The following is a 21,394-nucleotide window of genomic DNA, read 5'->3' as shown; positions in this document are numbered from 1 at the left end:
CTCCTCCCGAAAGATTGCATCCTTTGATTGGCTAGGGCAATTATACAGTCGTCAGTTTCTTGGAATGGAAAAAAATTAACTCGTATTATAACTAATAGAGCAGGAAAAAGTAGAGAGTTATTTACTGTAAAGACAAAGAAAATAGGAAAGAAAAATAAGATAAATGAAAAAAATAGTTTTAATACTGCTTTTGTTTTTTGTGGCCAATATTTATGGACAGGATAAAAGCAATCAGGATATTGAAGTTTTAAAGATTGAAAGTATTGATAATATAGGGAAACATCATTTGATAAGTTGTTCTAATGAAAAGGGAAAGAAGTATCTACTATGGGTTGATAAAGTAAATCGGAAGACAAATAGAAAGAATTGTAAGAATGAGAATGCAGTCAATATTAAAGTAGGTCAACAATATACTTTTAATTTTAAAAAAGTAAATTATAATATAGGATTTCTCGAGACAGGAGAACTTTATATTGGAGATAAACTGATATGGAGTAAAGAAAAAAGTGATTTTGATGTTTATAGAACTGATAATTTACAAGGATTATATTATCTGAAATATATAAAGGGAAAAAAGTAAATTTAAAGTTTTATTCACCTCGCTCCCGCTCGATTGTATCGTGTGGTTGAGTAAGAGTGAGTGAGAAGAATTAATTAATAACTAAAACAAGCAAAAAGATGAGCTACGGTTCATCTTTTTTGTTTTGAATTTATAGTAAACAAGACAATGTAAAGTCATATATGTTAATTAAAAAATAGTATGAACTAAATTCTGTACCTTTCAGTTTTAAATTATTACCCAATGAAACTTTATAAAATAACGATTGCTATTCTTTTAGTAGCCCCTTTCTTTACTTCTTGTAAGCAACAAGAAAGCAAGGAAGTAATTTCTGAAGAAGCAATATTGCAAGAATCGAAAAAATTAAACGCTTATTTTGATACTCAGTTCCAAGAGAATTTAAATAGACATCCAATGTACCAAACCTATATTGGTATTAAAAAGGATGCTGATAAATGGAATGATATATCTGATGAGTTTGTTAAAAAAGAGTTGGCCTTAACCGAGCAATCTTTACAGTGGTTAAAAGACTCGGTGAATGTAAAAGCTTTAAATGCAGATACGAAATTAAGCTACGATTTATTTAAGCAGCAATTAGAAAATACAATCGAAGATTTTAAATATCGTTTTCATAACTATCCTGTAAATCAAATGCACGGAATGCACGCTGAGATTCCTGCATTTTTAATAAACATGCATCAGGTTTCCAATGTGAAGGATGCAGAAAATTATATTGCACGTTTACAAAACTTGAAACCGTTGTTTGATCAATTGGTTAACAATTTAAAATTGAGACAAGAAAAGGGTATTATGCCTCCAAAGTTTGTATTTGCTAAAGTATTAGACGATAGTAGAAACATTATTAAAGGAGTACCTTTTGATAAATCGAATGCTCAAAGTACTTTATTAAAAGACTTTACATCAAAAGTTGAAAAATTAGAAATGGAAGATTCAGAAAAAGAATCTTTGATAAATAGAGCTAAAGAAGCATTGTTAGCATCGGTTTTACCTGCTTATACGAGTTTAATAGAAACTTTAGAAGCTCAGGAAAAAGTGGCTACTACTGATGATGGAGCATGGAAATTACCTGAAGGAGAGGCATTTTTTAACAATGCATTGAAGCGTACAACTACTACAGATTTAACTGCAGCACAAATTCATGAAATAGGATTAAAAGAAGTAGCAAGAATTCATGATGAAATGCGTGCCATTATGAAAAAGGTTGGTTTTGAAGGAACATTACAAGACTTTTTCAAGTTTATGAAAAATGATAAGCAATTTTACTTTGAAGATTCTAAGGAAGGAAGAGAAGAATACATGGCAAAAGCAACTCATATGATAGACAGTATGAAAACTCGTTTGGATGAACTGTTTATAACCAAGCCAAAAGCTGCTTTAATTGTAAAGGCTGTAGAACCATTTAGAGAAAAATCAGCAGGAAAAGCTTTTTATCAACAACCAGCAATTGACGGTTCAAGACCTGGAACTTACTATGCAAATATGTATGATATGGCAAGCATGCCATCTTATCAAATGGAAGCGTTGGCATACCATGAAGGAATCCCAGGACACCATATGCAAATAGCAATTGCACAAGAATTAAAAGACGTACCAATGTTTAGAAAATTCGGACGCTATACTGCCTATGTTGAAGGATGGGGATTATACTCTGAATATGTTCCAAAAGAAATGGGATTCTATGCTGATCCTTATTCAGATTTTGGTCGTTTAGCAATGGAATTATGGAGAGCATGTCGTTTAGTAGTGGATACTGGAATTCACGCTAAAAAATGGACAAGAGAAGAAGGAATTAAATATTATACAGATAATACACCAAATGCTGAGTTAGATGCGATAAAAATGGTAGAAAGGCATATTGTTATGCCAAGTCAAGCTACAGCATATAAAATTGGAATGTTGAAAATATTAGAGCTACGTAAAAAAGCAAAAGAAGCATTAGCAGATAAGTTCGATATTAGAAAATTCCATGATGTGGTATTAACAAGTGGTCCATTACCATTAAATGTTTTAGAAGCAAAGGTTGATGAATACATCGCTTCAGAAAAATAAGAATAAAAAGAGCTATTTAAATAAAAAACCTCGCATTAGCGAGGTTTTCTTTTTGATAAATTGTTAGATGTATCAAATAAATAGTATTTGAAAACTAATTACATTTCATATGACACGGATATCTATAAAGAGTCACTTTATTTGGTATTATTTTTGTTATTTTTAAAACATCTAACAATGATTCAATGAAAAAAGTAGTATTCCTCGCATTTTTTGTACTTGCGACCAATATGTTATATGCCCAAGAGGAAAAAGGTGCTTTAGAAGAAAAAAATATTTGGTCTCTTTCTTATAAAGAAGCTTTAAAGAAAGCCAAAAATGAAAAGAAACCTTTGTTGGTGTATTTTAAAGGGTCTGATTGGTGTGGGCCTTGTAAAACATTAGATAAAGAATTGTTTAGTGCAGAAAAATTTATCAACTTGTCTAAAAAACATTTTGTGTTGTATGAAGCAGATATTCCGATGAATCAAGATTTGGTTGAAAAAGAAAGACTTGCAAGTAACAAGAAGTTAGTAAAGCAATTTAAAGTATCTTCTTATCCAACAATACTTGTTTTAAATCACAAACAAAAAGTATTAGGAATTAAAAAAGGATTGATCTTAACCGAATATTATTATCCCTTTTTTGAAAGCTATATAAAATAAAAAACGCTGCATTTGCAGCGTTTTTTTATGATTGATTTGTGTTAGATTTAGGTAATATTATTTTTGGTTAATTACTCTAAATTCAGTTCTTCTATTTACTCTATGCTGAGCTTCAGTACAAGTAACACCATCAGAACATCTGTTCTTTAATTTAGACTCACCATAACCTTTAGCAACTAACTGACTTGCATTAATCCCCTTAGACATTAAGTAGTTTGCTACAGATTGTGCTCTTCTTTCTGATAAATCTAGGTTCGAAGCTTTAGAACCTCTAGAATCAGTGTGAGAAGCTAACTCTACTTGTACACCATCTTTTAATACAGGTAATAATCTAGAATCGATTAATCTTTTTGCTGCTGAAGTTAACGTAGCACTACCTAAATTCCAATTAATAGGTAATGGGTTGTAAGTTAATAACTCACACTCAACTTCTTTCCAAGTAGTTAATCCTCCTTTGTTGATTAATACTTCTTTAGTAACTGTTTTATATTTCGCAGGAACAGTAATCTCTTCTTGCCAAGCATCTTTTACTAATACAGTTTTTCTAATTTCTTTATATACTGCAGGAATTTCAATAGAACGTGTAGTTGGTGGTTGAACCATTACTCTCTTTGTATATGTTTTTTCAAATCCTGGTACAGCAATTTTTTGAGTATTTGCATCACTGCTTAACTTTGTAATAGGAATAGTTACAAATGTTGCAGGAGTAGGTTTATAACACCAATATCTACAATCATTTGGATCGCTAGATTCACAATCAGGAGCCTTTTCACTCATTTCCCAACGCGCCGAAGCAGCTTTTGTTTCAATTGTTTCTTCATCAGGTCTAAATGTAGCTTTTACAACTCTTAACCTGTTAGCATCTTCTTTCGCAGTATAGGTGACAACCTTGTTTTCCCAAACAGCAGGTACAACTTCTAAACGTTGTCCAGCTTCTTTAATCATTACCCTTTCCGTTACTGTTTTGTATTCAGCAGGATGTGTAACTATTTTTTTGTAGGCAGGTGCTACTTCAATAGTTACATCTTGGTTTTGCCATACCTCAGGAGTTTTGCAACGTACGTAACATTTTCCTGGTTCTGGATTTTGTGGTAAATCTTGTGAAAAAGCAGATACACTTGTAACTACTAATGCCCCTAATAATAGTTTCTTCATAATGAATAAAATTTAATTAATGATTATTTAGCTTTCTTCAATATGACACTAAAGGGCATAAAAAGTCACATTTTATTCAAGAGCAAGAAAAAATGGAGGGGTTTTAAAAGAGTTTTTTGCTTAGTGCAACCTGTTGTAGTATAGGCTTTTAATGATTCCGTCAGACAATCCTATTTTAGGAACATATATCTTTCTTGCCCCACTCCATTTCATTGCTGAAAGATAAATTTTTGTTGCAGGAACAATCACATCGGCTCTATCTGGATTTAAACTTAATTCAGAAATACGTTCTTTATAAGTCATTTTCTTTAAGAATTGATATTGAGCATTTAGGTAAATATAGGAAATAGGTCTTCCCATTTCTCTTCCAGACATTTTAAAGATCTTGTTAATATTACCTCCAGAACCTATTAACGAGATACGTTTAAAGTCTTTGGTGTTCTCTTCAATCCACTTTTGTACCTTTTTAAATAAGATTTTGTTCTCCGATTTTTTGTTATTGATTAAACGTACAGTACCTATTTTAAAAGATTTAGAATTCACTATTCTACCATTAGAAAATAGGGTAAACTCTGTACTACCACCTCCAACATCAACATATAAATAAGTTGCATCAGATTCAATTAGTTGATTTAAATCTGTAGAAGAGATAATAGCCGCCTCTTTTTTACCATCAATAATTTCAATATCAATATCGGTGTCTTTTAAAACTTGTTCAACAACTTCTTGTCCGTTAGATGCTTCTCGCATGGCAGAAGTAGCACATGCTTTGTATTTTTCTACACCATGAACATTCATTAATAATTTAAAAGCTTTCATAGCTTCAATCATTCTGTGAATGTTATTTTCAGTAATGTGCCCTTCAACAAAGGCATCTGCACCTAAACGTATAGGAACACGAACTAATGAAGATTTTTTAAATTTGGGTTCTTTATCTTTTTCCTCAACCACATTTGCTACTAATAATCTTACAGCATTTGATCCTATGTCTATAGCTCCGTACTTCTTTATTTTCAAAATGAGAATCTTTTATTTATGATACTTAGGAAATTCAATTAAGGTAGTGGTACCTTTTTTGATATTTTTCCAATGTTTTTCGTCAAACTGAATACCAATTACTCCACAGGTAGTTACGTGTGCAATAGGTTTGCTTCCAAACTTATTTACAAAAGTATTAATACCATGGTCATGACTAAAAATAATAGCACTATCAAAACTATCATCTAAAGCTTTTACAGTTTTTACTAGGTATCCGTCGCTAAAACTATATAATTGACGCTTAATTTGCAAGTTTGATAATGGGTAACCAAAATTTTCACAAAAAATGACCGCTGTATGCAAAGCTCTGTTTGCACTACTAGATACAAAAACATCGGGTTTTTTAATTTCTTTTGCTAAAATTTTAGACATTAAATGCGCATCATTGATTCCTCTTTCTTTTAAAGGGCGATCAATGTCTTTAACGCTATCGTAAGCCCAAGATGACTTTGCGTGACGAACTATGTATAATGTTTTCATTGTTTAGTTAAAAACGATATGTAAATATAAAATTAAGGAGCCAAACGTTCAAGTTTCCAAGAAAATTCTTTTTCCATACAGTATCTTATCCTATCGTGCATTCTATTTGGACGTCCTTGCCAAAACTCTATAGAAACTGGTTTTACAATAAATCCACCCCAATGCTCAGGCCTTGGAATTTCTTGGCCTTCAAATTTTTTTTCGAACTTAATTAAGCTATCATCTAGCTCATCTCTAGAGGTAACTACTTCACTTTGGTTAGAAGCCCAAGCACCTAATTTACTTCCATCGGGTCTAGAATCAAAGTAACCATCAGATAAATTAGTAGCTACTTTTTCCGCTTTTCCTTTAATAATGATTTGGCGTTCTAATCCAGGCCAAAAGAAAGACAAACAAACATGATTGTTGTTTAAAATCGCGCGTCCCTTTTCTGATTGATAATTGGTATAAAAAATAAATCCTTCCCAAGTATATTTTTTAAGAAGAACAATTCTGTTTTTTGGAAATCCATCTAAACCAATAGTGCTAATATTCATAGCGTTAGCCTCCTCAACCATTTCAGAAGCATCGGCCGTTAAAAACCAATTTCTAAACAATTCAATTGGGTTCTCAGGACAATTACTTTCTAGTAATTCTTCCTTTTCATAAGACTTTCTATAATCGCTTAAATCGTGTGACATGTGAATCTTTATAACTAAAGTAAAAATACAACATACTAAGGTAATTTAGCAAGATTTGTCAATTAAAAAGCAAGATTTGTAAAAGGCAATATTAGACTTAAAAATACTTTTGCTACAGTTCATCCTATAAATAATACAGTTGAGAACTTTCTTTTAGAATTTTTTCTTTTTCTAAAACACTTTTGCAGTGTAAATAAACCAAACAATGAAAAAAATAATAAACATTTTAATCGTTTTTAGTTGTAGCTTTTTAATGGCACAAACAACCATATCGGGTAAAGTAACCGATGTTAAAGGAAATGTGATAGAAGGTGCAAATGTATATTTAGACGGAACATATGACGGTACTTCTACAAATGCCGATGGAAGTTTTTCGTTTACTACTTCAGAAAAGGGAAATCAAACATTAATAGTATCATTTATTTCTTTTGAAACATTTATAACAACTACTAACATCGCTCAATTACATGATGTACATATAAAACTAAGAGAAGATGTAAATACTTTAGATGCTGTAAATATTAATGCAGGAACTTTTGAAGCAGGAGACAATGCAAAAGTAACAGCTTTGAAACCCTTAGATGTAGTAACTACAGCAAGTGCTTTGGGAGATTTTGTTGGAGCTTTACAAACATTACCAGGTACTTCTACGGTAGCAGAAGATGGACGTTTATTTGTAAGAGGGGGGAGTGCTGAAGAAACACAAATATTTATTGATGGAATTCGTGTGTTTACACCATATTCACCAACAACGAATAACATACCAACAAGAGGTAGATATTCACCATTTTTATTTAAAGGAATCACTTTTTCAACTGGAGGATACTCAGCAGAATACGGACAAGCATTATCAAGTGTATTATTGTTAAATACTATTGACGAGCCTACACAAGAGAAAACCGATTTGGCTTTTATGACGGTTGGAGGAGCCGTGGGGAATACACAAATATTCGGGAAGAATTCATTAAGTGTAAATGTTTCTTATATCAATTTAAAGCCTTACTTAGAATTATTTCCAGATAGAAATACATGGAAGAAACCGTTTGAAGCTTCTAGTGGAGAAATGGTATATCGTTATAAAGTGAATGATGATGCCATGTTAAAATTATATGGAGCATACAGTTACACGAATTTTGATTTAATACAAGAAGATATTAACTATGAAAATGGATTTGAATTTGCTTTAAAAAATAGAAACTTGTATTTCAATGGTTCATATAAACATCGTTTGGAAAATGATTGGACAGTTTCAGGAGGGGCTTCTTTTACAAATGATAATAGCAATATTGGAATTTTTGAGGATCAAATTACCGACACTGAAAATTCAGCCCATTTTAAAGTTAAACTACGTAAGCGTTTCTCTAATCGATTTAAGTTAAGTTTTGGTACCGAGTATTTTATAACCAATTTTAAAGAAAAATATAGAAGCACTACCAATGGAAATGCAAACTATGGTTTTAATAATAATATCTTCGGAAGCTTTGCAGAAGCAGATATTTTCTTCTCAAAAAAGTTAGCAACTAAAGTAGGGGTACGTGTAGAAAATTCAGAATTATTAAAGCAATTTACAATTTCGCCAAGAGCATCTATAGCTTATAAATCTGGAGATAATAGTCAGTTTTCATTGGCATACGGACGCTTTTACCAAAATCCAAGAAATGAATATTTAAAGTTTAGTTCAGATTTTGAAGCTGAAAATACTTCACATTTAATTGCAAATTATCAATATGTAAAAAACAAACAAATATTTAGAATTGAAGGATATTACAAAGATTATAAAGATTTAGTGAAGTATGATACTAATATGCCGCTACCTACCACAAATTTCACCAATTTGGGAAGTGGGTTTGCTAAGGGAATTGATGTGTTTTGGAGAGATGGTAAAAATATTAAGAGTTTAGATTATTGGGTATCTTATTCTTACTTAGATACAGAAAGAGATTTTAAAAATTATCCGGTACAAGCAACACCAAACTTTGCTACTAAACATAATTTATCAGTTGTAGGGAAATATTGGGTAGACAAATGGAAAAGTCAAATAGGAATTAGCTACAATTTTGCCTCAGGTAGAAGTTACACAAACCCGAATATTAATGGCTTCTTAAACCAACAAACTAAAAACTATAATTCGGTAAGTTTAAATTGGGCGTATTTATTAAGTCAACAAAAGATCTTATACTTTTCTGTAAACAATGTTTTAGGAACGCAAAATGTATTTGGATACAATTATAAAAATACACCTAATGCAAATGGAATGTTTGATAGGCAAGCAAGAGTGCCCGCTGCAGATAGGTTTTTCTTTGTAGGATTCTTTTGGACGATTAGCGATAATAAAAAAGACAATCAGTTAAATAATTTATAGGAGTTCAAATAAATAGTTGATAAACGATTTTAATGAAATAAAAATGAGAACAAAAAACAGATATATACTTTTAGTTTTGGTCATGTTTTGCCAATTTGTAAATGCCCAATTTGATGAGAAGTTTTACTTTCCGAAGAAAGAATGGAAAGAAGTACACATTCCGCATTCTGAAGAGTTTATTGCTGTTGAAAATGATACGATTCATACTACATTTTTTCAAACTAATAAGAAAATAAAGGCGACGATTTTATTTTTTCATGGCGCAGGAGGAAATATCTCTACCTATATGTATATGATTAAACCTTTGGTAGAAAACGGATATCAGGTCTATGCGGTTGATTTTAGAGGATATGGAAAATCAACAGGAAAACCAACGCATGTAAATGTTAAGCAAGATGCTGAGATGTTTTTTCAAAGAGTACAGAATACGGCAGCTGTTAAGAATACTAAACTAATAGTATATGGAGCATCTTTAGGATGTCAAATAGCAACATATATCGCAAATAAACATCAGAAAGAAATAAATGGCTTAATTTTAGATGGAGGTTTTGCATCGTTTGCAGATGTAGCTAAGTTATACGCACCTAAAGAAGCACATACTTATATTGATATGGCCTTAGGGAAAATGTATCCATCAAAAGAAGAAATAAAAGAAATTATAAATGTGCCAAAGTTGATTATTCATGGAAAAGCTGATAAATCAATACCAATTGAGCAATCCAAAATTGTATATTCAAATGCACAAGAACCGAAGGTTTTCTTTGAGTCAGAAGAAGATCATTTAAATGCCATAAAGTTAGAAACGAAAGTGGTATTTAAAGAAATAGACAAACTCTTAACAATTCAGTAGGAAAAAATAACAGTTGAGTAGTTTTAATTATTAAAAACTCACATAATACAAGATATTTGAATCATCAAAACAAAAGACATGAAGAATTTATTTTTAATAGGAATATTTATAATAGGAGGAGTATTGAGCTCTCTAGCACAAGAAACTTTTACAATAACTGCGAATTTCTCAGGTATGGAGTCTGATAAAGGAGATTTATATGTGGCTTTATATAATAAAGAGGGGGAGTTTTTAAAAAAGACCTTTAAAGGAAGCATTGTAAAGGTTAATAATAAGACTGCCAAAGCTGTATTTGAAAATATTCCAAAAGGAGAATATGCAATCTCATGTTTTCACGATGAGAACGATAATAAAAAAATGGACACTCGAATTTTCGGAATCCCTAAGGAACCTATCGGAATGTCAAATGACGCTAAAGGTTTTATGGGACCTCCAAAGTATAAAGACGCTAAGTTTTTAGTAGATAAAGACGTAGAGTTATCAATTAATGTAAACTAATCTAATATAATCATTCAACATTATAATTAGTTGATTCGAACTTTCGAACAACATACTAGGTAATCTAAACCATACAGATTGCTTTCAAGGAATTGTAATGTCTAAAATCAATTAAAATGAAAAAAATAATCACACTTATTGTATTCGTATTCGCAATACAAGTATCGGCGCAAACACAGTATGAAAAAGGAATGAACAAAGCATTTGAACTTTGGGGAGCCAATAAAACAAAAGAGGCAAGCCAATTGTTTGAACGAATAGCTAATGCAGAAAAAGAAAATTGGTTACCACCGTATTACGCTGCTACTATCGAAATTTTAGAAGCTTTTCAAATCAAAGAAGAGGCTAAATTGATAGCTAAACTTAACAAGGCTCAAGAGTTTTTAGATATGGCAAGCTCATTGTCTCCTAACAATCCAGAAATTTTAATACGTCAAGCATTGTTAAATGTTGCTTATATGGCATTTGATGGTCAGAAATACGGAATGACCATGTCTATGAAGAATGCAAGTTTATACAAGAAAGCATTTGAATTAGCACCTGAAAATCCACGTGTAATATTGAGTAAGGCAGAGTCTGATATGGGAGCAGCACGTTTTTTCGGGCAGTCGACAAAGCCATTTTGTAAGAATATTCAAAAAGCAATTGACTTAGGAAATAAAGAAGAAATAAGTATTAAGTTTTATCCAAGATTTGATGTTACAAGAGCAGAAAAAGTATTAGAACAATGTGAAGGAAAATAAAAAAGTTAAAGAACAATTAACTACTTTTATCGGCCACAACACAAAACTAAAATCATGGCTTTAAAAGCAGTATTGTTTGATATGGACGGAGTAATCGTAGACACCGAACCACTTCATAAAAAAGCATATCACTTAATGTTTGAAAAAGTAGCAATTACCGTTTCAAGCGAATTATACAATTCTTACACAGGACAATCTACCATACAAATTTGTGAAGACTTAGTAGATCGATTTAACTTATCATTGGCACCAACTGAATTGGTTGCCTATAAGAGAGCTTTTTTTAAAGAGCTCTTTTTTGCTGATACTAATGATCTACAACTAATTCCAGGTGTTTTTGAATTGATTAAAAATTATTATGATAACGGAGTAACCTTGGTATTGGCATCTTCGGCATCCATGTTTACCATAAATAGTGTTTTTGATCGATTTGATTTGAACCCATATTTCAAGGGAAAAATTAGTGGAGCAGATTTAAAGGCTTCAAAGCCACATCCAGAAATATTTATTAGAGCAGCAGAGATAGCCGAAGAAAATAGAGAGAACTGTTTGGTAATTGAAGACTCAACCAATGGAATCAGAGCAGCGTATGATGCTGGAATTTATTGTGTAGGATATAAAAGCACACATTCAAAAGAACAAAATTATGAACTAGCACAAAAAGTAGTTTCTGATTTTAATGAGATTACTTTTGAACGAATTAAAAACTTTTAAGTAAACGTATTACTTAGGTTCGCTAACTAGTTTTACAATTAACTGAAAAGAATCTTTATCGTTTACCCAATTTGAATAGTTTTCATAAGGTAATTGGTAAAGGTTTTTTTTAGGATATAATGTATGAAAGATAGTAAGTGCTGCTAAAAAACTTCCTGCTTTGGAAGGATGAAAATTATCAGAATCATACAACAAAGTTTTACTTTTATAGGTATTGTATTTTTTCCAAACCACTCCTACAGGAAAAAGTAGTGCCTTATTTTTTTGCGCGGCTAGAGTATGATTTTTAATCACCTTGTCAAAAGTATAATAATATTGAAGGGAAGGCCATACCATATAATATCCAAGCTGTGCTTTATATTGCTTACAAAGGGCTTTTACTTTGGCTCCATCGGCAAATAGCATTTGTTTTCCTTGTGCTTGTGAGGAAGGTCCTTGTTGAACAATTACATAATCAAAAGATTGCTTTTTTAATAGGTGTTGAAGTTTTCCACTGTCTAAATGGTCAATAATAGCATAATTAGGAAAACATAAGCTGGTTGTTTGTATTTGAACTCCGTTTTCTTCAGCTAGAAGTTCCAAAATTTTTGGCATGTTGTTATAATAGGTTAAACTATTACCAACAAATAAAATGTCTTGTGCTTGAATGGTACAAGAAATCAAAAGCAGTAAATACAGTAGTTTTTTATTCAGAATCCACATATGGCATTAATTTTCTTTTTTGCATGGGAATATCACTTTCTAAATCTATAGATATTAAATTAACTTTTTCAAAAAGTCCTTTCTCGACTTGGGAGATTACCCAAATAGGAATTCCTTTCCATAATATAGCTTTTCCAGATTGTCCGGTTTTAGATATTTGAAAATGGATGAAATCACATTTTTTATTATTAACAACAGTATCCTTTTTATGGGTGATATTTAAAGTGTTGTTGAATAGCTCAGAACTAGTATTAGTAACCAGTTTTTCATATATATAATCAAAACCTCTATTCGAAGAAATAACCATAGAATCTGACACAAAGATATATTCGGATTTTTCATTTTTTAGTATAGGTAAAATTGAAGAATTATCTTTTCTTAGTGGTTCTATGTATTCAGTAGCTCCGTAATTGGTAAAATATATTTTTTGGAGTATACTATCTTTAAAATAATGATGAATAGAATAAGTTAATATTCCTTTTTCTATATCATATTTTCTGTATTTATTTTTTACAGAAGAACAGCTACAGGATATCAAAAAGAAGGCTATAATTAATTTTTTCATAGAATATTTAAAGTTTAGTAAATGCCCATATTGCTAGAAATAAAATAGCTAAAAAGAAAAAGAAACGATTGATAATAAGGTCTATTCTTTTGTTCGGAATAGAATGTTTTGGGTAATTCAATGACCATTTTCCACTCATAGAAAAATCGGTTAACATTTGAGGTGTAATAGGGATTCTTTTAACGCGTTTGTATGGAGGGTCAAAAAATAATCCACCAATATTATACCCTTCTTCTTCAGCATGAAAATACCATAGGTAATTAGTCATGTCAACATTGAATTTTTTCGCATAAGCATCGATTAATTCATGAAAATCATCACCATAAATTCCAATCCCATCACAGATATCTGAATCTTTAGAAATTTGATTATTTCCAGTTTCTTCCTTAATAAAATCAATTATTTGTTTAAGATTATTCATGTTGCTTTATTTGTGGAAAAACTAATTTTTATAATTAGCCAGCATCCGATTTAATATAAGAAAAATCACCTTGCTGAAGTTTTTCTTCTTCAATAAATAACATTAAATAGTCTCCATCATGCCAATTCCAATCTAAATTATCTATTGAAGAAAGTGTTAAAAAAGGAATCCAATTTTTATCGGGGATAGGATTGTATGCCAATGTTGAAAAAAATGGATATCCAAACATATAGTTGTATTCTTTTTCATTCTCTTCTATTGTTCCATAAATTAGTTCTTCTAATTCTTCTTCATTTAAAGGATTGTTCTCGTATAGCTCTTCTCTAAGCGGAATATCAATGGTACTTTTAAATGAAATAGAAGTTACAGATTGTAAAGGAACATTGAGGTTGGTTGGAGATGATAATCCTTCAATATTCTCAAATAAAAAAACTTTGGCATATCCATCATCTCCCCAGAAATAATTACCGTCTTCATCATCTGCAATAAAAATACTTAACAGTCCTTTTTTAGGAAGGTAAGGAAATCCTTGTGGAATTTCTCCCAAATTAAATTGAGCTACAAATCTGTAGTTTCCATATGTATGTGCAGGCCATTCAAAGTTAATAGGTAGATCAGGAATACCTCCTAATTTACTAGAACCTAGCTTGATTTCAATATTGGTTTGTACTATTTCAAGACAAGGTTTTACAAGTTTTTTTATATAATCTTCATGTAGTTTTAGTGAAGATTGATGTATCAACTCATCTAAGTTTTCAATTTTCATAGAAGTATTCGTCAACGTTATGAGTCTAAATTACTAAAAGAAAATGAATCTATAAGAAACACAATGGTTTTTCAAATAGATTCATTTATAATTTTAATTCGCTTGTAAAGCTGTTAATTTTTTCTGAGCATCTTTATAGCCTAACTCAATAGCTTTTTTATAACTCTCTATGGCTTTTTTTGTTTGTTTATTTGCCTTGTATCCATCCCCTAAAGAGTCCCATAAATTACCATCTTTAGGATGCAGTATTACATTTTGTTTAAAAAGCTCTACAACCCAATCAATATGTTCATTTTTTTGGAGTAATAAATTTCCAATGGTGTTTAAAGGTCGTGCATTGAATTCATCTGCATATTGTTCTTTTAAAGAATTGATGAGATTGTTTGATGCCTGTGTTGGATGTTTCTTTACATAGTCCATAACAAAAGCATATATGTTATTTTTAATTGGTTCAGGAGTGTAATTATTATCCAATATCATTTTGGTAATATCATAAGCTAAGTATTCTACCATTCCGCTATTGGCATTGGTAGCATACGATATATAAATATCTTCATTAGGAAACCATATGATTGTGTGTGAATAAGCTCCATTAGAACCGTTATGAGACAATCGTAGCATTTTGTTCTCTAAAATACGGTGTCCCCAACCATAAGTATATCCAAATTGATACTTTCCTCGAGTATAGGATATATGTGGAGTCATTAATTTTTGTGTAGATGCTTTAGAGAGAATTTTGTTTGTTTTTAAAGCCTCGTACCAACGTATCATATCATTTTGAGTTGCGTTGATTCCTCCATTGGCTTTTAGATGCCAATTAAGACCTTTGTCTTTTTGATAACGTAGAATAGGGGAGTCACTTTCTAAAATACCTCTATTATAGCTACGAGAAATTTGAGTTTTGTTCCACTTAGGCAATAAGTACCCTGTTTGATGCATTCCAGCAGGTAGAAACAATTGTTCCTTTAAAAAGATCTCATAAGGCTGTCCAGAAGTAATTTCAATGATACGACCTAAAATACTATAGCCAGTATTTGAATAGGCGTATTTTGTTCCTGGTTCGAATTGTAGCTTTGTAGCAAAGAGTTTTGTAAAGAATTCTTCTTGAGAAATTTTGGTAAAATCACGACCAATGGCATCTACAAAACCTGCTGAGTGCGATAATAATTGATGAATGGTAATTCCTTGTTTGTCTGCTGGAACGTTTTTAAAATAAGTTGCTATAGAATCGGTTAGTTGAAGCTTTCCTAGTTCGGCTAGTTTTAAAATAGCAGTTGCAGTAAACTGTTTGGTGTTAGAGCCAATATCAAAAATGGTATTTGGATTGTTCAATGTTTGTGTGTCTTTATTCGCAAAGCCATATCCTTTGTTAATAATTGTTTCTCCATTTTTTACAACGGCAATGGCGCCAGAAAAACCATTCTCAACTCCTGCGGTTAAGTAATTATCTATTTTAGTATATAACGGACTGTTTTGTACATTGGTAGTTATAACTCCAGCTTGTAGTAGTGTATATACAAAAAGTATAAAAAGTGTTTTTTTCATGATTGATTTCTATGTTTTGTCTTTGGACGATTAGAAATCAAATGAGGTTACAGAAAGAATTTTAAATTAAATTAGTTATCAAATTTTATTCTTGTTTTAGAAAGGTAATTGAAGGGTACAATTGTAGTGATATTTTAGTTTTAATTTTTTAGTTTTTAGTGAAATAGTATGATATACTCCGGTAACTTCGGTTGTACAGTTTTTATTAGCCTTTAGCGATCGTATTAGATAATTAATAATTGTTTGATATTCTTCAATGCTAAGTGTTTTTAAAGTAGAGCTAGTCTTTGTTTGATTTATATTTTTTTTAATCCAGATATCTTGATTATCATTTAAGAATTGAGTTTTATTATGCTTTAAAAGAATATTGGTTATATCATTGATTTTAACCAATTCGTAATCGTCATTTTTTTTAGTAAACATGATTTTGTTCCATGTTTCATTAAAACATCCTCCTTTTCGAATATCTAACCATAAAGTATCTTTTGACTTTAAGTGTATTAGTTTATCCAATTCTTTGAAACTTGATTCTTGTCCTCTTAAGGTATACACAAATGCATTGAAGATTGCAAAGAGTATTAAGGTTAAATTTCTCATAGAGCTTGAAAGGAATTTTATTGATTTAACTCAGTAATCTGTTTTTTTGCAAAAGCTTTAACATCTTCCTTGTCATGTTTAGCTAGTTTTTTATAATATTCAATAGCTTTTTTCTTATTTCCTTTAAGCTTATATCCATGTGCAAGATTTCCTAGAATAACTGGATCATCTGGAGTTATTTTTTCAGCTCTTAAAAGTACTGCTATTGCTTTGTCATATTCTTTTGCTACTAAGTATGTAATAGATAGATTAGATAAACTTTCTATATGATTCGGATAATAGTTTAAAATAGTATTTGCAATATCTTGTACGTGTTTAAGTAGTGCATCATCTCCTGTATTGTATAACTGTAGTTGGTAACTTTGAATACTTAAGAGAAACTCTTTTTGCCCTCCTTCATACTTTTTGTTTTTAGTCCAAGTCCAGTTGTTATTATTTTTAGTGGAGTATTTTACTGTTTGAATTATTTCTGAAGCGAAATCATTCCATTTATAAATCTGACCAAGTGCATAGATTTTTCCAAATCTCATATCAAGGCGGTTTGGATAGCGTTGTATTCCCTCGTCTATTTTGTCTAAGCCTTTTTGTAGTTCTTTTTCATCAAAAACTACCTGACTTCCAATGAAACCAACATTTTGATTTAAACTGTCTTTAATAATAAGACTATCATCATTAGGTTGGTCATTTGTTAAAGCTAGTACTTCTTTTCTCGATTTGTTAAAGTGGTAATTGAAATAGCTAGTAAATAACTCAGGATCGTTAGGTTCTTCAGATTTCCATTTCTCTAAAATTTTTACTTGATTGATGGTGTCGTTGGTGTCGAGATACTTGTAAAATTCTTCAAGATACTCTTGACTAAAACCGATTTGTGATATAAAACTTAGAATGAATAGTAATGATGTGTTTATTGTTTTTTTCATAGTAACAATTTTTATAAGTTAAGTTATAGTAAAAGTAAGTATTAATAAAGAGGAGAAATATTATTTATCATAGATAATATTTTTTAAGTCTTGAGAATCCAGTTGTTCCCAAACAGTTCTCCCTGAACTATCATCTAAGATGAAAGTAGACCATTTAAAATCGCAGATAGTACATTTATAAATTTCAGGGAGATAGTAATGATCATTAATCCAACCAATCTTTTCCATATTTTCATAGTCAGGAGACTTGTTATATGTTAGAGCTAATTTACAGTTGCACTTAAAATTGCTTTTCATTTTTTCATATTCTAAGTCTTTTAAAACACTTTTTAATCGATGTAGAATAAAGCTACCTTCATACTTAATTAAACGAGTCCCATTTTTATTCTCAATAGATGGAGGGAAATGATGTAAGCTTTTTCCTTTGATTACTAGGTTTTTAAAATGACTTTCATATGGCTTTGTTATTCTTTTAAAAAGAATAGGACTTATTTCTCCATGCTTGCCAATGATTTTAAGAAATTTATTAATTAATAAATTGTATGAAGTTAATTGTTGTAAAAAATCTAGGTCATTAAACTTATTCCAATCATATGCTAATAACTCATTTAAATAGTCTTTAATTAAGTTTGTTTCTGTTTTCATAGTATTTTTAGTCAAGATGATTTTTTAATTTCTTCATTTTTAAAATTCTATTCATAATAATCCCAATGTATGAAGCTAAAATCATGATTAGAGTTATAGAAATTTCCCAATTTTCAACGGTAGATTTTTCAAATAGAAATTTAAACTGAAGAGCTTGTAGGTCCACTAAAATTAGAATAACAATAGAAAAAAAAATTAATGATATTATGTTTTTACGATACGATACAGGTTTATACCCCAAGACAATTTCTTTTGCATGAAATATTACAATTCCAATAGTTATAATATTAGGAAGTAGTAAATTCCAAATAGTATATTTTTCTTTGAAGAGATTACCAAAAGTTAGAAACCCAAAAGTTAACCAGCTAAAAATATAGATAGAGTATAAGGTTAACCCTATCCAAAGTATTTTTAATGGTACTTCTAACTTATCTATTTTCATTTTTGGTTTTCTTATGCTTTAGTTTGTGTTATGTGTTTTGTTGCAAACTTCTTTTTTGTTTTTCTAACCATTCTAGAGCAATAGGTCTAGTTTTGGCAACATAAAAATCGGTCCATTCAGATTTAAAATTTTCATTAGTGATTCCATTAGTAAGATATTCCATTTCAACTCCAGGTTTAATTCCTTTTTTATAAAAAACGGAACTATATTTTTGAGAGGACTGAATGAGCTCTTCTTTATTGATTAAGAGTTTCTCTTTATAAGAATTACTAATGTTGATAAATTCCTCTATGATTTGAAACCTTTGCTCTCTGGTTAATCTAGGGATGTAAACATGAGTGTCATAACCTTTTTCGTTAGCAATAATGGCTTCTTTAATATCTCTTTCTTCTTCTTTGGTTAAACCAGTTTCATAATCTGATTTACATTCTGACATTAGGGAATAATCGAATATATGGACACCAATTACCTTTAAGTCTCTTTTTCTTAAATAAAAGGTTTGGTTCATAGAAGCATATGAATAGGTAAATGCTGCAACTAAAAATTCGATATCTGTTTCTTGTTCGTTCATTTTACTTAGTTAAATACTCAAAACTATTATTAAAATATTTTTTGATAGACTTTTTCATATACTGTGAATACTCTGTATTCTCATTTCGTTCATTAGACAACCAAGCCATGGCATATGCAATAATTTGCTCAGGTAAGTAGCCTTGCCCGCTGTATTGCCATCCATGTCCACTATTAATAGGAAATTGAGAGAAGTTAAAACGTGAATTCCCAATAAAAATTCCGAAACCATAGGTTATTGCAGTTAAATCCGTTAAGAACTCATCATTTTCTTCTATTCTTTGTTCTCCTAATAATATTTGATGGGATAATTCGTGTGAAATAGTGGCAATTAAAGAGATTGGGTCATTTAATTTTCTAGTAGAAATAGATAAGGTTACTTCTTTATCTTGATTTATTTCATAGGTTCCTGCAGCACTTTCCCAACTCCCTTCGATGCCTTCTGCTGGTGTTGATAATATACTTCCATCCTCCGTTTTTACAACGTCATCATCAAAGAATTTTAATTTAATGTCAATGTTGCCAATGCACATCAATTCCATAGTTCTTTTTAAAACAAAGTGAGCATCTTGTTCTGATCCATCAAAATCTCTATTATAAAAATCTTTGGTAGGGGTAACGGTTTTTATTTCCAAGAAATGTTTTTCTCCCAGTTCTTCTCTTAACCAATGAAGATCTTCATCAATCCAGATTTTATCTTCTGGGGTAATAGGTAGTTTGTTTTTTCTTTTCCAGAGCATGTTGATACATATTTAAATAGTTTTCAGTCAGGTTTTAATCTGTATTCTTTTTGTTTAGAACTTTATATTGGACTTAAATGGATGTAGCCAACATCATCATACTCAAATTCTCCTTTTTTGTTTATATAAAAGTGAAAATAACAATCAGAGCCTCTAAAATGTATATTTCGAATAGAATACCAGTGCTCTTTTTCAAACTCCATTGGAAACGTGCTATAAGTCTTATTGTCTGATGGTTTTTCTCTTGTCCACTGAAAGAATTGATTTTTATTTTTGAGATCTATGAATGCTTTCATTTTTAGAGGTTCTCCATCAATATAAAATTTAACCACACCATTTTCATATTGTTTTGAAATCCCTTCACCAACTATTTTAAGTTTTACTTTTTCTTTAATGTAAAAATTACTTGGAAAAGATATTGTATCGCTTGGGTTATTGTTAACTATTTTTTGTATCACAAGTTCACTTTTAATTCCTCCATTGATAAATATTCCATTGTTACCTATTTCAATGTTTTTTTTGCAGGAGAGGATTAGTGATAATAAAAGTATAAATTTTAGTGTTTTTTTCATTAGTAGCAATTTTTATAGCCTTTATGAAACAAATATATTCTTTATCATTCAAAAAGTGGTGTGTGAAGAAATATTAACCTTGTTAAAAATAAACTTACGTTCTATTTTGATTCTTTACCTGAATAACCTGTGCGGCAATACTTACGGCAATTTCTTCTGGGGTTTCACTTTTTATAGAGAGTCCAATAGGAGCATGTACCTTATCTAATTGTGCTTGCGTAATACCTTCGTTTTGTAAAACTTCCCACATGGTATGTAATTTAGCTTTACTACCCAAAACACCTAAGAAACCATAGTTATGATGTATTAACTTACTTAATACTAATTTATCATCGGTATATTTGTTGGTCATAATTGCTACATAACTGCTTGAAGAAGCGTCAATATGGTTTTCAATATTATTATAGTCAATCACCAACTTTTTATGAGCAGTTTGGTTATTTTCTAAAGTGTTGAGGTTTTCTCTATTATCAAAAACAACTACATAAAACCCTAACTTTACAAAAAGCTCTGAAACAGCTACTCCAACATGTCCGCCACCAACAATATAAAGGGTTTCTTTAAACCCAATATGCTCTTTAAAAAACCAATCTACTTTAGTGTTTATTTGATATTCAAATTGCACAGAGATTTTCGTTGTGCTAAAGTCAAAAGCATTCGGAGTTAAAGAAAGTGTTCCTTTTGCGCCATTTTTTAAACAATCAATAATACTTTCAACAACAGAAATATGTTGCTTGTTTAAGCAATGAAAAGCCACCGTTTGCTCTCCAGAACAAATCATTCCTGATCCATCTTTGATGTTTCCTTTATGAATTTGTTTTTTGATAAAAGGAGGCGTGTTTTCCTTTTGTAATAATTCCTTAGCTTCTTCCACCAAAGCAAATTCCATAACACCACCACCTACAGAACCATAGATAAATCCGTCTTCAGCAATTAACATTTTAAAACCTTTGCGTCCTGGTGAACTTCCAAAGTTTTCAATGACTGTTAAAACAAATACTTTTTGTTGTAGTTGAAGTTTATCGTGTATGTATTGCCAGAATTTCATTGTATTCTAAGTTATCTTTTCGAGTGATTTTTGAAAGAAAACCGTATAGAGAAGAGAATAAGTTCTCG

25 protein-coding genes are annotated in these 21,394 nt (G+C 30.6%); 8 read left to right on the top strand and 17 right to left on the bottom strand.

Features of this window, described 5'->3' with window-relative positions; genetic code table 11:
- Window positions 1–163 precede the first annotated feature (163 nt).
- From ABNT22_RS14355 to ABNT22_RS14345, 3 genes are all read left to right on the top strand, one after another.
- Window positions 164–580 (top strand): hypothetical protein, encoded by a 417-nt coding sequence (locus ABNT22_RS14355; protein WP_348714118.1) that lies wholly within the window; start codon window positions 164–166, stop codon window positions 578–580.
- A 222-nt stretch (window positions 581–802) separates the two neighbouring features.
- Window positions 803–2,629 carry a DUF885 domain-containing protein gene (locus ABNT22_RS14350; RefSeq protein WP_348714119.1) on the top strand — a complete coding sequence of 609 codons (1,827 nt, stop codon included), beginning with the start codon at window positions 803–805 and terminating at the stop codon, window positions 2,627–2,629.
- 185 nt (window positions 2,630–2,814) lie between these two features.
- Window positions 2,815–3,273: a thioredoxin family protein gene (locus tag ABNT22_RS14345; protein ID WP_348714120.1), complete on the top strand. Its 459-nt coding sequence runs from the start codon at window positions 2,815–2,817 to the stop codon at window positions 3,271–3,273.
- A 57-nt stretch (window positions 3,274–3,330) separates the two neighbouring features.
- Here the strand turns inward: ABNT22_RS14345 and ABNT22_RS14340 are convergent, their stop codons facing one another.
- From ABNT22_RS14340 to pdxH, 4 genes are all read right to left on the bottom strand, one after another.
- Window positions 3,331–4,428, bottom strand: coding sequence for an OmpA family protein (locus ABNT22_RS14340; protein WP_348714121.1), 1,098 nt, complete (start codon window positions 4,426–4,428; stop codon window positions 3,331–3,333).
- 120 nt (window positions 4,429–4,548) lie between these two features.
- Entirely contained in the window at window positions 4,549–5,448 is a 900-nt protein-coding gene (locus ABNT22_RS14335) for an exopolyphosphatase (RefSeq protein ID WP_348714166.1), read from the bottom strand.
- Between the two features lie 9 nt (window positions 5,449–5,457).
- On the bottom strand, window positions 5,458–5,946 hold the full coding sequence (locus ABNT22_RS14330; RefSeq protein ID WP_348714122.1) for a histidine phosphatase family protein: 489 nt from the start codon (window positions 5,944–5,946) through the stop codon (window positions 5,458–5,460).
- A gap of 32 nt (window positions 5,947–5,978) precedes the next feature.
- Entirely contained in the window at window positions 5,979–6,626 is a 648-nt protein-coding gene (gene pdxH / locus ABNT22_RS14325) for a pyridoxamine 5'-phosphate oxidase (RefSeq protein WP_348714123.1), read from the bottom strand.
- A gap of 205 nt (window positions 6,627–6,831) precedes the next feature.
- On the opposite strand from pdxH, the gene ABNT22_RS14320 reads away from it, so the two are divergent.
- The 5 genes from ABNT22_RS14320 (at window position 6,832) to ABNT22_RS14300 (ending at window position 11,793) form a co-directional block, all read left to right on the top strand.
- Entirely contained in the window at window positions 6,832–8,988 is a 2,157-nt protein-coding gene (locus ABNT22_RS14320) for a TonB-dependent receptor (RefSeq protein ID WP_348714124.1), read from the top strand.
- A 43-nt stretch (window positions 8,989–9,031) separates the two neighbouring features.
- On the top strand, window positions 9,032–9,838 hold the full coding sequence (locus ABNT22_RS14315) for an alpha/beta hydrolase (protein WP_348714125.1): 807 nt from the start codon (window positions 9,032–9,034) through the stop codon (window positions 9,836–9,838).
- Between the two features lie 78 nt (window positions 9,839–9,916).
- Window positions 9,917–10,336, top strand: a complete 420-nt coding sequence (locus ABNT22_RS14310; RefSeq protein ID WP_348714126.1) for a DUF2141 domain-containing protein — start codon at window positions 9,917–9,919, stop codon at window positions 10,334–10,336.
- A gap of 116 nt (window positions 10,337–10,452) precedes the next feature.
- Window positions 10,453–11,079 (top strand): hypothetical protein, encoded by a 627-nt coding sequence (locus ABNT22_RS14305; RefSeq protein ID WP_348714127.1) that lies wholly within the window; start codon window positions 10,453–10,455, stop codon window positions 11,077–11,079.
- 54 nt (window positions 11,080–11,133) lie between these two features.
- The gene (locus tag ABNT22_RS14300; protein WP_348714128.1) at window positions 11,134–11,793 is read left to right on the top strand and encodes an HAD-IA family hydrolase; all 660 of its coding nucleotides are present in this window, start codon (window positions 11,134–11,136) and stop codon (window positions 11,791–11,793) included.
- 9 nt (window positions 11,794–11,802) lie between these two features.
- On the opposite strand, the gene ABNT22_RS14295 is transcribed toward ABNT22_RS14300, so the two are convergent.
- From ABNT22_RS14295 to ABNT22_RS14235, 13 genes are all read right to left on the bottom strand, one after another.
- Window positions 11,803–12,495: an SGNH/GDSL hydrolase family protein gene (locus tag ABNT22_RS14295; protein WP_348714129.1), complete on the bottom strand. Its 693-nt coding sequence runs from the start codon at window positions 12,493–12,495 to the stop codon at window positions 11,803–11,805.
- Complete coding sequence (locus ABNT22_RS14290) at window positions 12,479–13,060, bottom strand: hypothetical protein (RefSeq protein ID WP_348714130.1); 582 nt, start codon at window positions 13,058–13,060, stop codon at window positions 12,479–12,481. The genes ABNT22_RS14295 and ABNT22_RS14290 overlap by 17 nt, the downstream gene beginning before the upstream one ends.
- Window positions 13,061–13,067: 7 nt before the next feature.
- On the bottom strand, window positions 13,068–13,481 hold the full coding sequence (locus tag ABNT22_RS14285; RefSeq protein ID WP_348714131.1) for a DUF1493 family protein: 414 nt from the start codon (window positions 13,479–13,481) through the stop codon (window positions 13,068–13,070).
- A gap of 34 nt (window positions 13,482–13,515) precedes the next feature.
- A complete protein-coding gene (locus ABNT22_RS14280; RefSeq protein WP_348714132.1) occupies window positions 13,516–14,247 on the bottom strand; it encodes a YwqG family protein in 732 nt (243 codons plus the stop codon).
- Between the two features lie 93 nt (window positions 14,248–14,340).
- Window positions 14,341–15,792, bottom strand: coding sequence for a serine hydrolase (locus ABNT22_RS14275; protein ID WP_348714133.1), 1,452 nt, complete (start codon window positions 15,790–15,792; stop codon window positions 14,341–14,343).
- Between the two features lie 96 nt (window positions 15,793–15,888).
- Window positions 15,889–16,389, bottom strand: coding sequence for a hypothetical protein (locus tag ABNT22_RS14270; RefSeq protein ID WP_348714134.1), 501 nt, complete (start codon window positions 16,387–16,389; stop codon window positions 15,889–15,891).
- 17 nt (window positions 16,390–16,406) lie between these two features.
- Window positions 16,407–17,309: a tetratricopeptide repeat protein gene (locus ABNT22_RS14265; protein ID WP_348714135.1), complete on the bottom strand. Its 903-nt coding sequence runs from the start codon at window positions 17,307–17,309 to the stop codon at window positions 16,407–16,409.
- 60 nt (window positions 17,310–17,369) lie between these two features.
- On the bottom strand, window positions 17,370–17,954 hold the full coding sequence (locus tag ABNT22_RS14260) for a hypothetical protein (protein ID WP_348714136.1): 585 nt from the start codon (window positions 17,952–17,954) through the stop codon (window positions 17,370–17,372).
- Between the two features lie 7 nt (window positions 17,955–17,961).
- Window positions 17,962–18,396 (bottom strand): hypothetical protein, encoded by a 435-nt coding sequence (locus ABNT22_RS14255; RefSeq protein ID WP_348714137.1) that lies wholly within the window; start codon window positions 18,394–18,396, stop codon window positions 17,962–17,964.
- A gap of 28 nt (window positions 18,397–18,424) precedes the next feature.
- Window positions 18,425–18,967 (bottom strand): hypothetical protein, encoded by a 543-nt coding sequence (locus ABNT22_RS14250; protein ID WP_348714138.1) that lies wholly within the window; start codon window positions 18,965–18,967, stop codon window positions 18,425–18,427.
- A 1-nt stretch (window position 18,968) separates the two neighbouring features.
- Entirely contained in the window at window positions 18,969–19,706 is a 738-nt protein-coding gene (locus ABNT22_RS14245) for a hypothetical protein (protein ID WP_348714139.1), read from the bottom strand.
- A gap of 62 nt (window positions 19,707–19,768) precedes the next feature.
- A complete protein-coding gene (locus ABNT22_RS14240) occupies window positions 19,769–20,278 on the bottom strand; it encodes a hypothetical protein (RefSeq protein ID WP_348714140.1) in 510 nt (169 codons plus the stop codon).
- Window positions 20,279–20,372: 94 nt separating this feature from the next.
- Complete coding sequence (locus ABNT22_RS14235; protein ID WP_348714141.1) at window positions 20,373–21,326, bottom strand: XdhC family protein; 954 nt, start codon at window positions 21,324–21,326, stop codon at window positions 20,373–20,375.
- Window positions 21,327–21,394: the final 68 nt, after the last annotated feature.

The organism is Tenacibaculum sp. 190130A14a, assembly GCF_964048965.1.
Lineage (GTDB): Bacteria > Bacteroidota > Bacteroidia > Flavobacteriales > Flavobacteriaceae > Polaribacter > Polaribacter polynesiense.
This window is presented reverse-complemented; position numbering and strand designations above follow the sequence as displayed.

Bases quoted from the DNA above. Each gene is read 5' to 3' on its own strand.
- ABNT22_RS14355 (WP_348714118.1), top strand. From the start codon at position 164: ATGAAAAAAATAGTTTTAATACTGCTTTTGTTTTTTGTGGCCAATATT.
- ABNT22_RS14350 (WP_348714119.1), top strand. From the start codon at position 803: ATGAAACTTTATAAAATAACGATTGCTATTCTTTTAGTAGCCCCTTTC.
- ABNT22_RS14345 (WP_348714120.1), top strand. From the start codon at position 2,815: ATGAAAAAAGTAGTATTCCTCGCATTTTTTGTACTTGCGACCAATATG.
- ABNT22_RS14340 (WP_348714121.1), bottom strand. From the start codon at position 4,428: ATGAAGAAACTATTATTAGGGGCATTAGTAGTTACAAGTGTATCTGCT.
- ABNT22_RS14330 (WP_348714122.1), bottom strand. From the start codon at position 5,946: ATGAAAACATTATACATAGTTCGTCACGCAAAGTCATCTTGGGCTTAC.
- pdxH (WP_348714123.1), bottom strand. From the start codon at position 6,626: ATGTCACACGATTTAAGCGATTATAGAAAGTCTTATGAAAAGGAAGAA.
- ABNT22_RS14320 (WP_348714124.1), top strand. From the start codon at position 6,832: ATGAAAAAAATAATAAACATTTTAATCGTTTTTAGTTGTAGCTTTTTA.
- ABNT22_RS14315 (WP_348714125.1), top strand. From the start codon at position 9,032: ATGAGAACAAAAAACAGATATATACTTTTAGTTTTGGTCATGTTTTGC.
- ABNT22_RS14310 (WP_348714126.1), top strand. From the start codon at position 9,917: ATGAAGAATTTATTTTTAATAGGAATATTTATAATAGGAGGAGTATTG.
- ABNT22_RS14305 (WP_348714127.1), top strand. From the start codon at position 10,453: ATGAAAAAAATAATCACACTTATTGTATTCGTATTCGCAATACAAGTA.
- ABNT22_RS14300 (WP_348714128.1), top strand. From the start codon at position 11,134: ATGGCTTTAAAAGCAGTATTGTTTGATATGGACGGAGTAATCGTAGAC.
- ABNT22_RS14295 (WP_348714129.1), bottom strand. From the start codon at position 12,495: ATGTGGATTCTGAATAAAAAACTACTGTATTTACTGCTTTTGATTTCT.
- ABNT22_RS14290 (WP_348714130.1), bottom strand. From the start codon at position 13,060: ATGAAAAAATTAATTATAGCCTTCTTTTTGATATCCTGTAGCTGTTCT.
- ABNT22_RS14285 (WP_348714131.1), bottom strand. From the start codon at position 13,481: ATGAATAATCTTAAACAAATAATTGATTTTATTAAGGAAGAAACTGGA.
- ABNT22_RS14280 (WP_348714132.1), bottom strand. From the start codon at position 14,247: ATGAAAATTGAAAACTTAGATGAGTTGATACATCAATCTTCACTAAAA.
- ABNT22_RS14275 (WP_348714133.1), bottom strand. From the start codon at position 15,792: ATGAAAAAAACACTTTTTATACTTTTTGTATATACACTACTACAAGCT.
- ABNT22_RS14270 (WP_348714134.1), bottom strand. From the start codon at position 16,389: ATGAGAAATTTAACCTTAATACTCTTTGCAATCTTCAATGCATTTGTG.
- ABNT22_RS14265 (WP_348714135.1), bottom strand. From the start codon at position 17,309: ATGAAAAAAACAATAAACACATCATTACTATTCATTCTAAGTTTTATA.
- ABNT22_RS14260 (WP_348714136.1), bottom strand. From the start codon at position 17,954: ATGAAAACAGAAACAAACTTAATTAAAGACTATTTAAATGAGTTATTA.
- ABNT22_RS14255 (WP_348714137.1), bottom strand. From the start codon at position 18,396: ATGAAAATAGATAAGTTAGAAGTACCATTAAAAATACTTTGGATAGGG.
- ABNT22_RS14250 (WP_348714138.1), bottom strand. From the start codon at position 18,967: ATGAACGAACAAGAAACAGATATCGAATTTTTAGTTGCAGCATTTACC.
- ABNT22_RS14245 (WP_348714139.1), bottom strand. From the start codon at position 19,706: ATGCTCTGGAAAAGAAAAAACAAACTACCTATTACCCCAGAAGATAAA.
- ABNT22_RS14240 (WP_348714140.1), bottom strand. From the start codon at position 20,278: ATGAAAAAAACACTAAAATTTATACTTTTATTATCACTAATCCTCTCC.
- ABNT22_RS14235 (WP_348714141.1), bottom strand. From the start codon at position 21,326: ATGAAATTCTGGCAATACATACACGATAAACTTCAACTACAACAAAAA.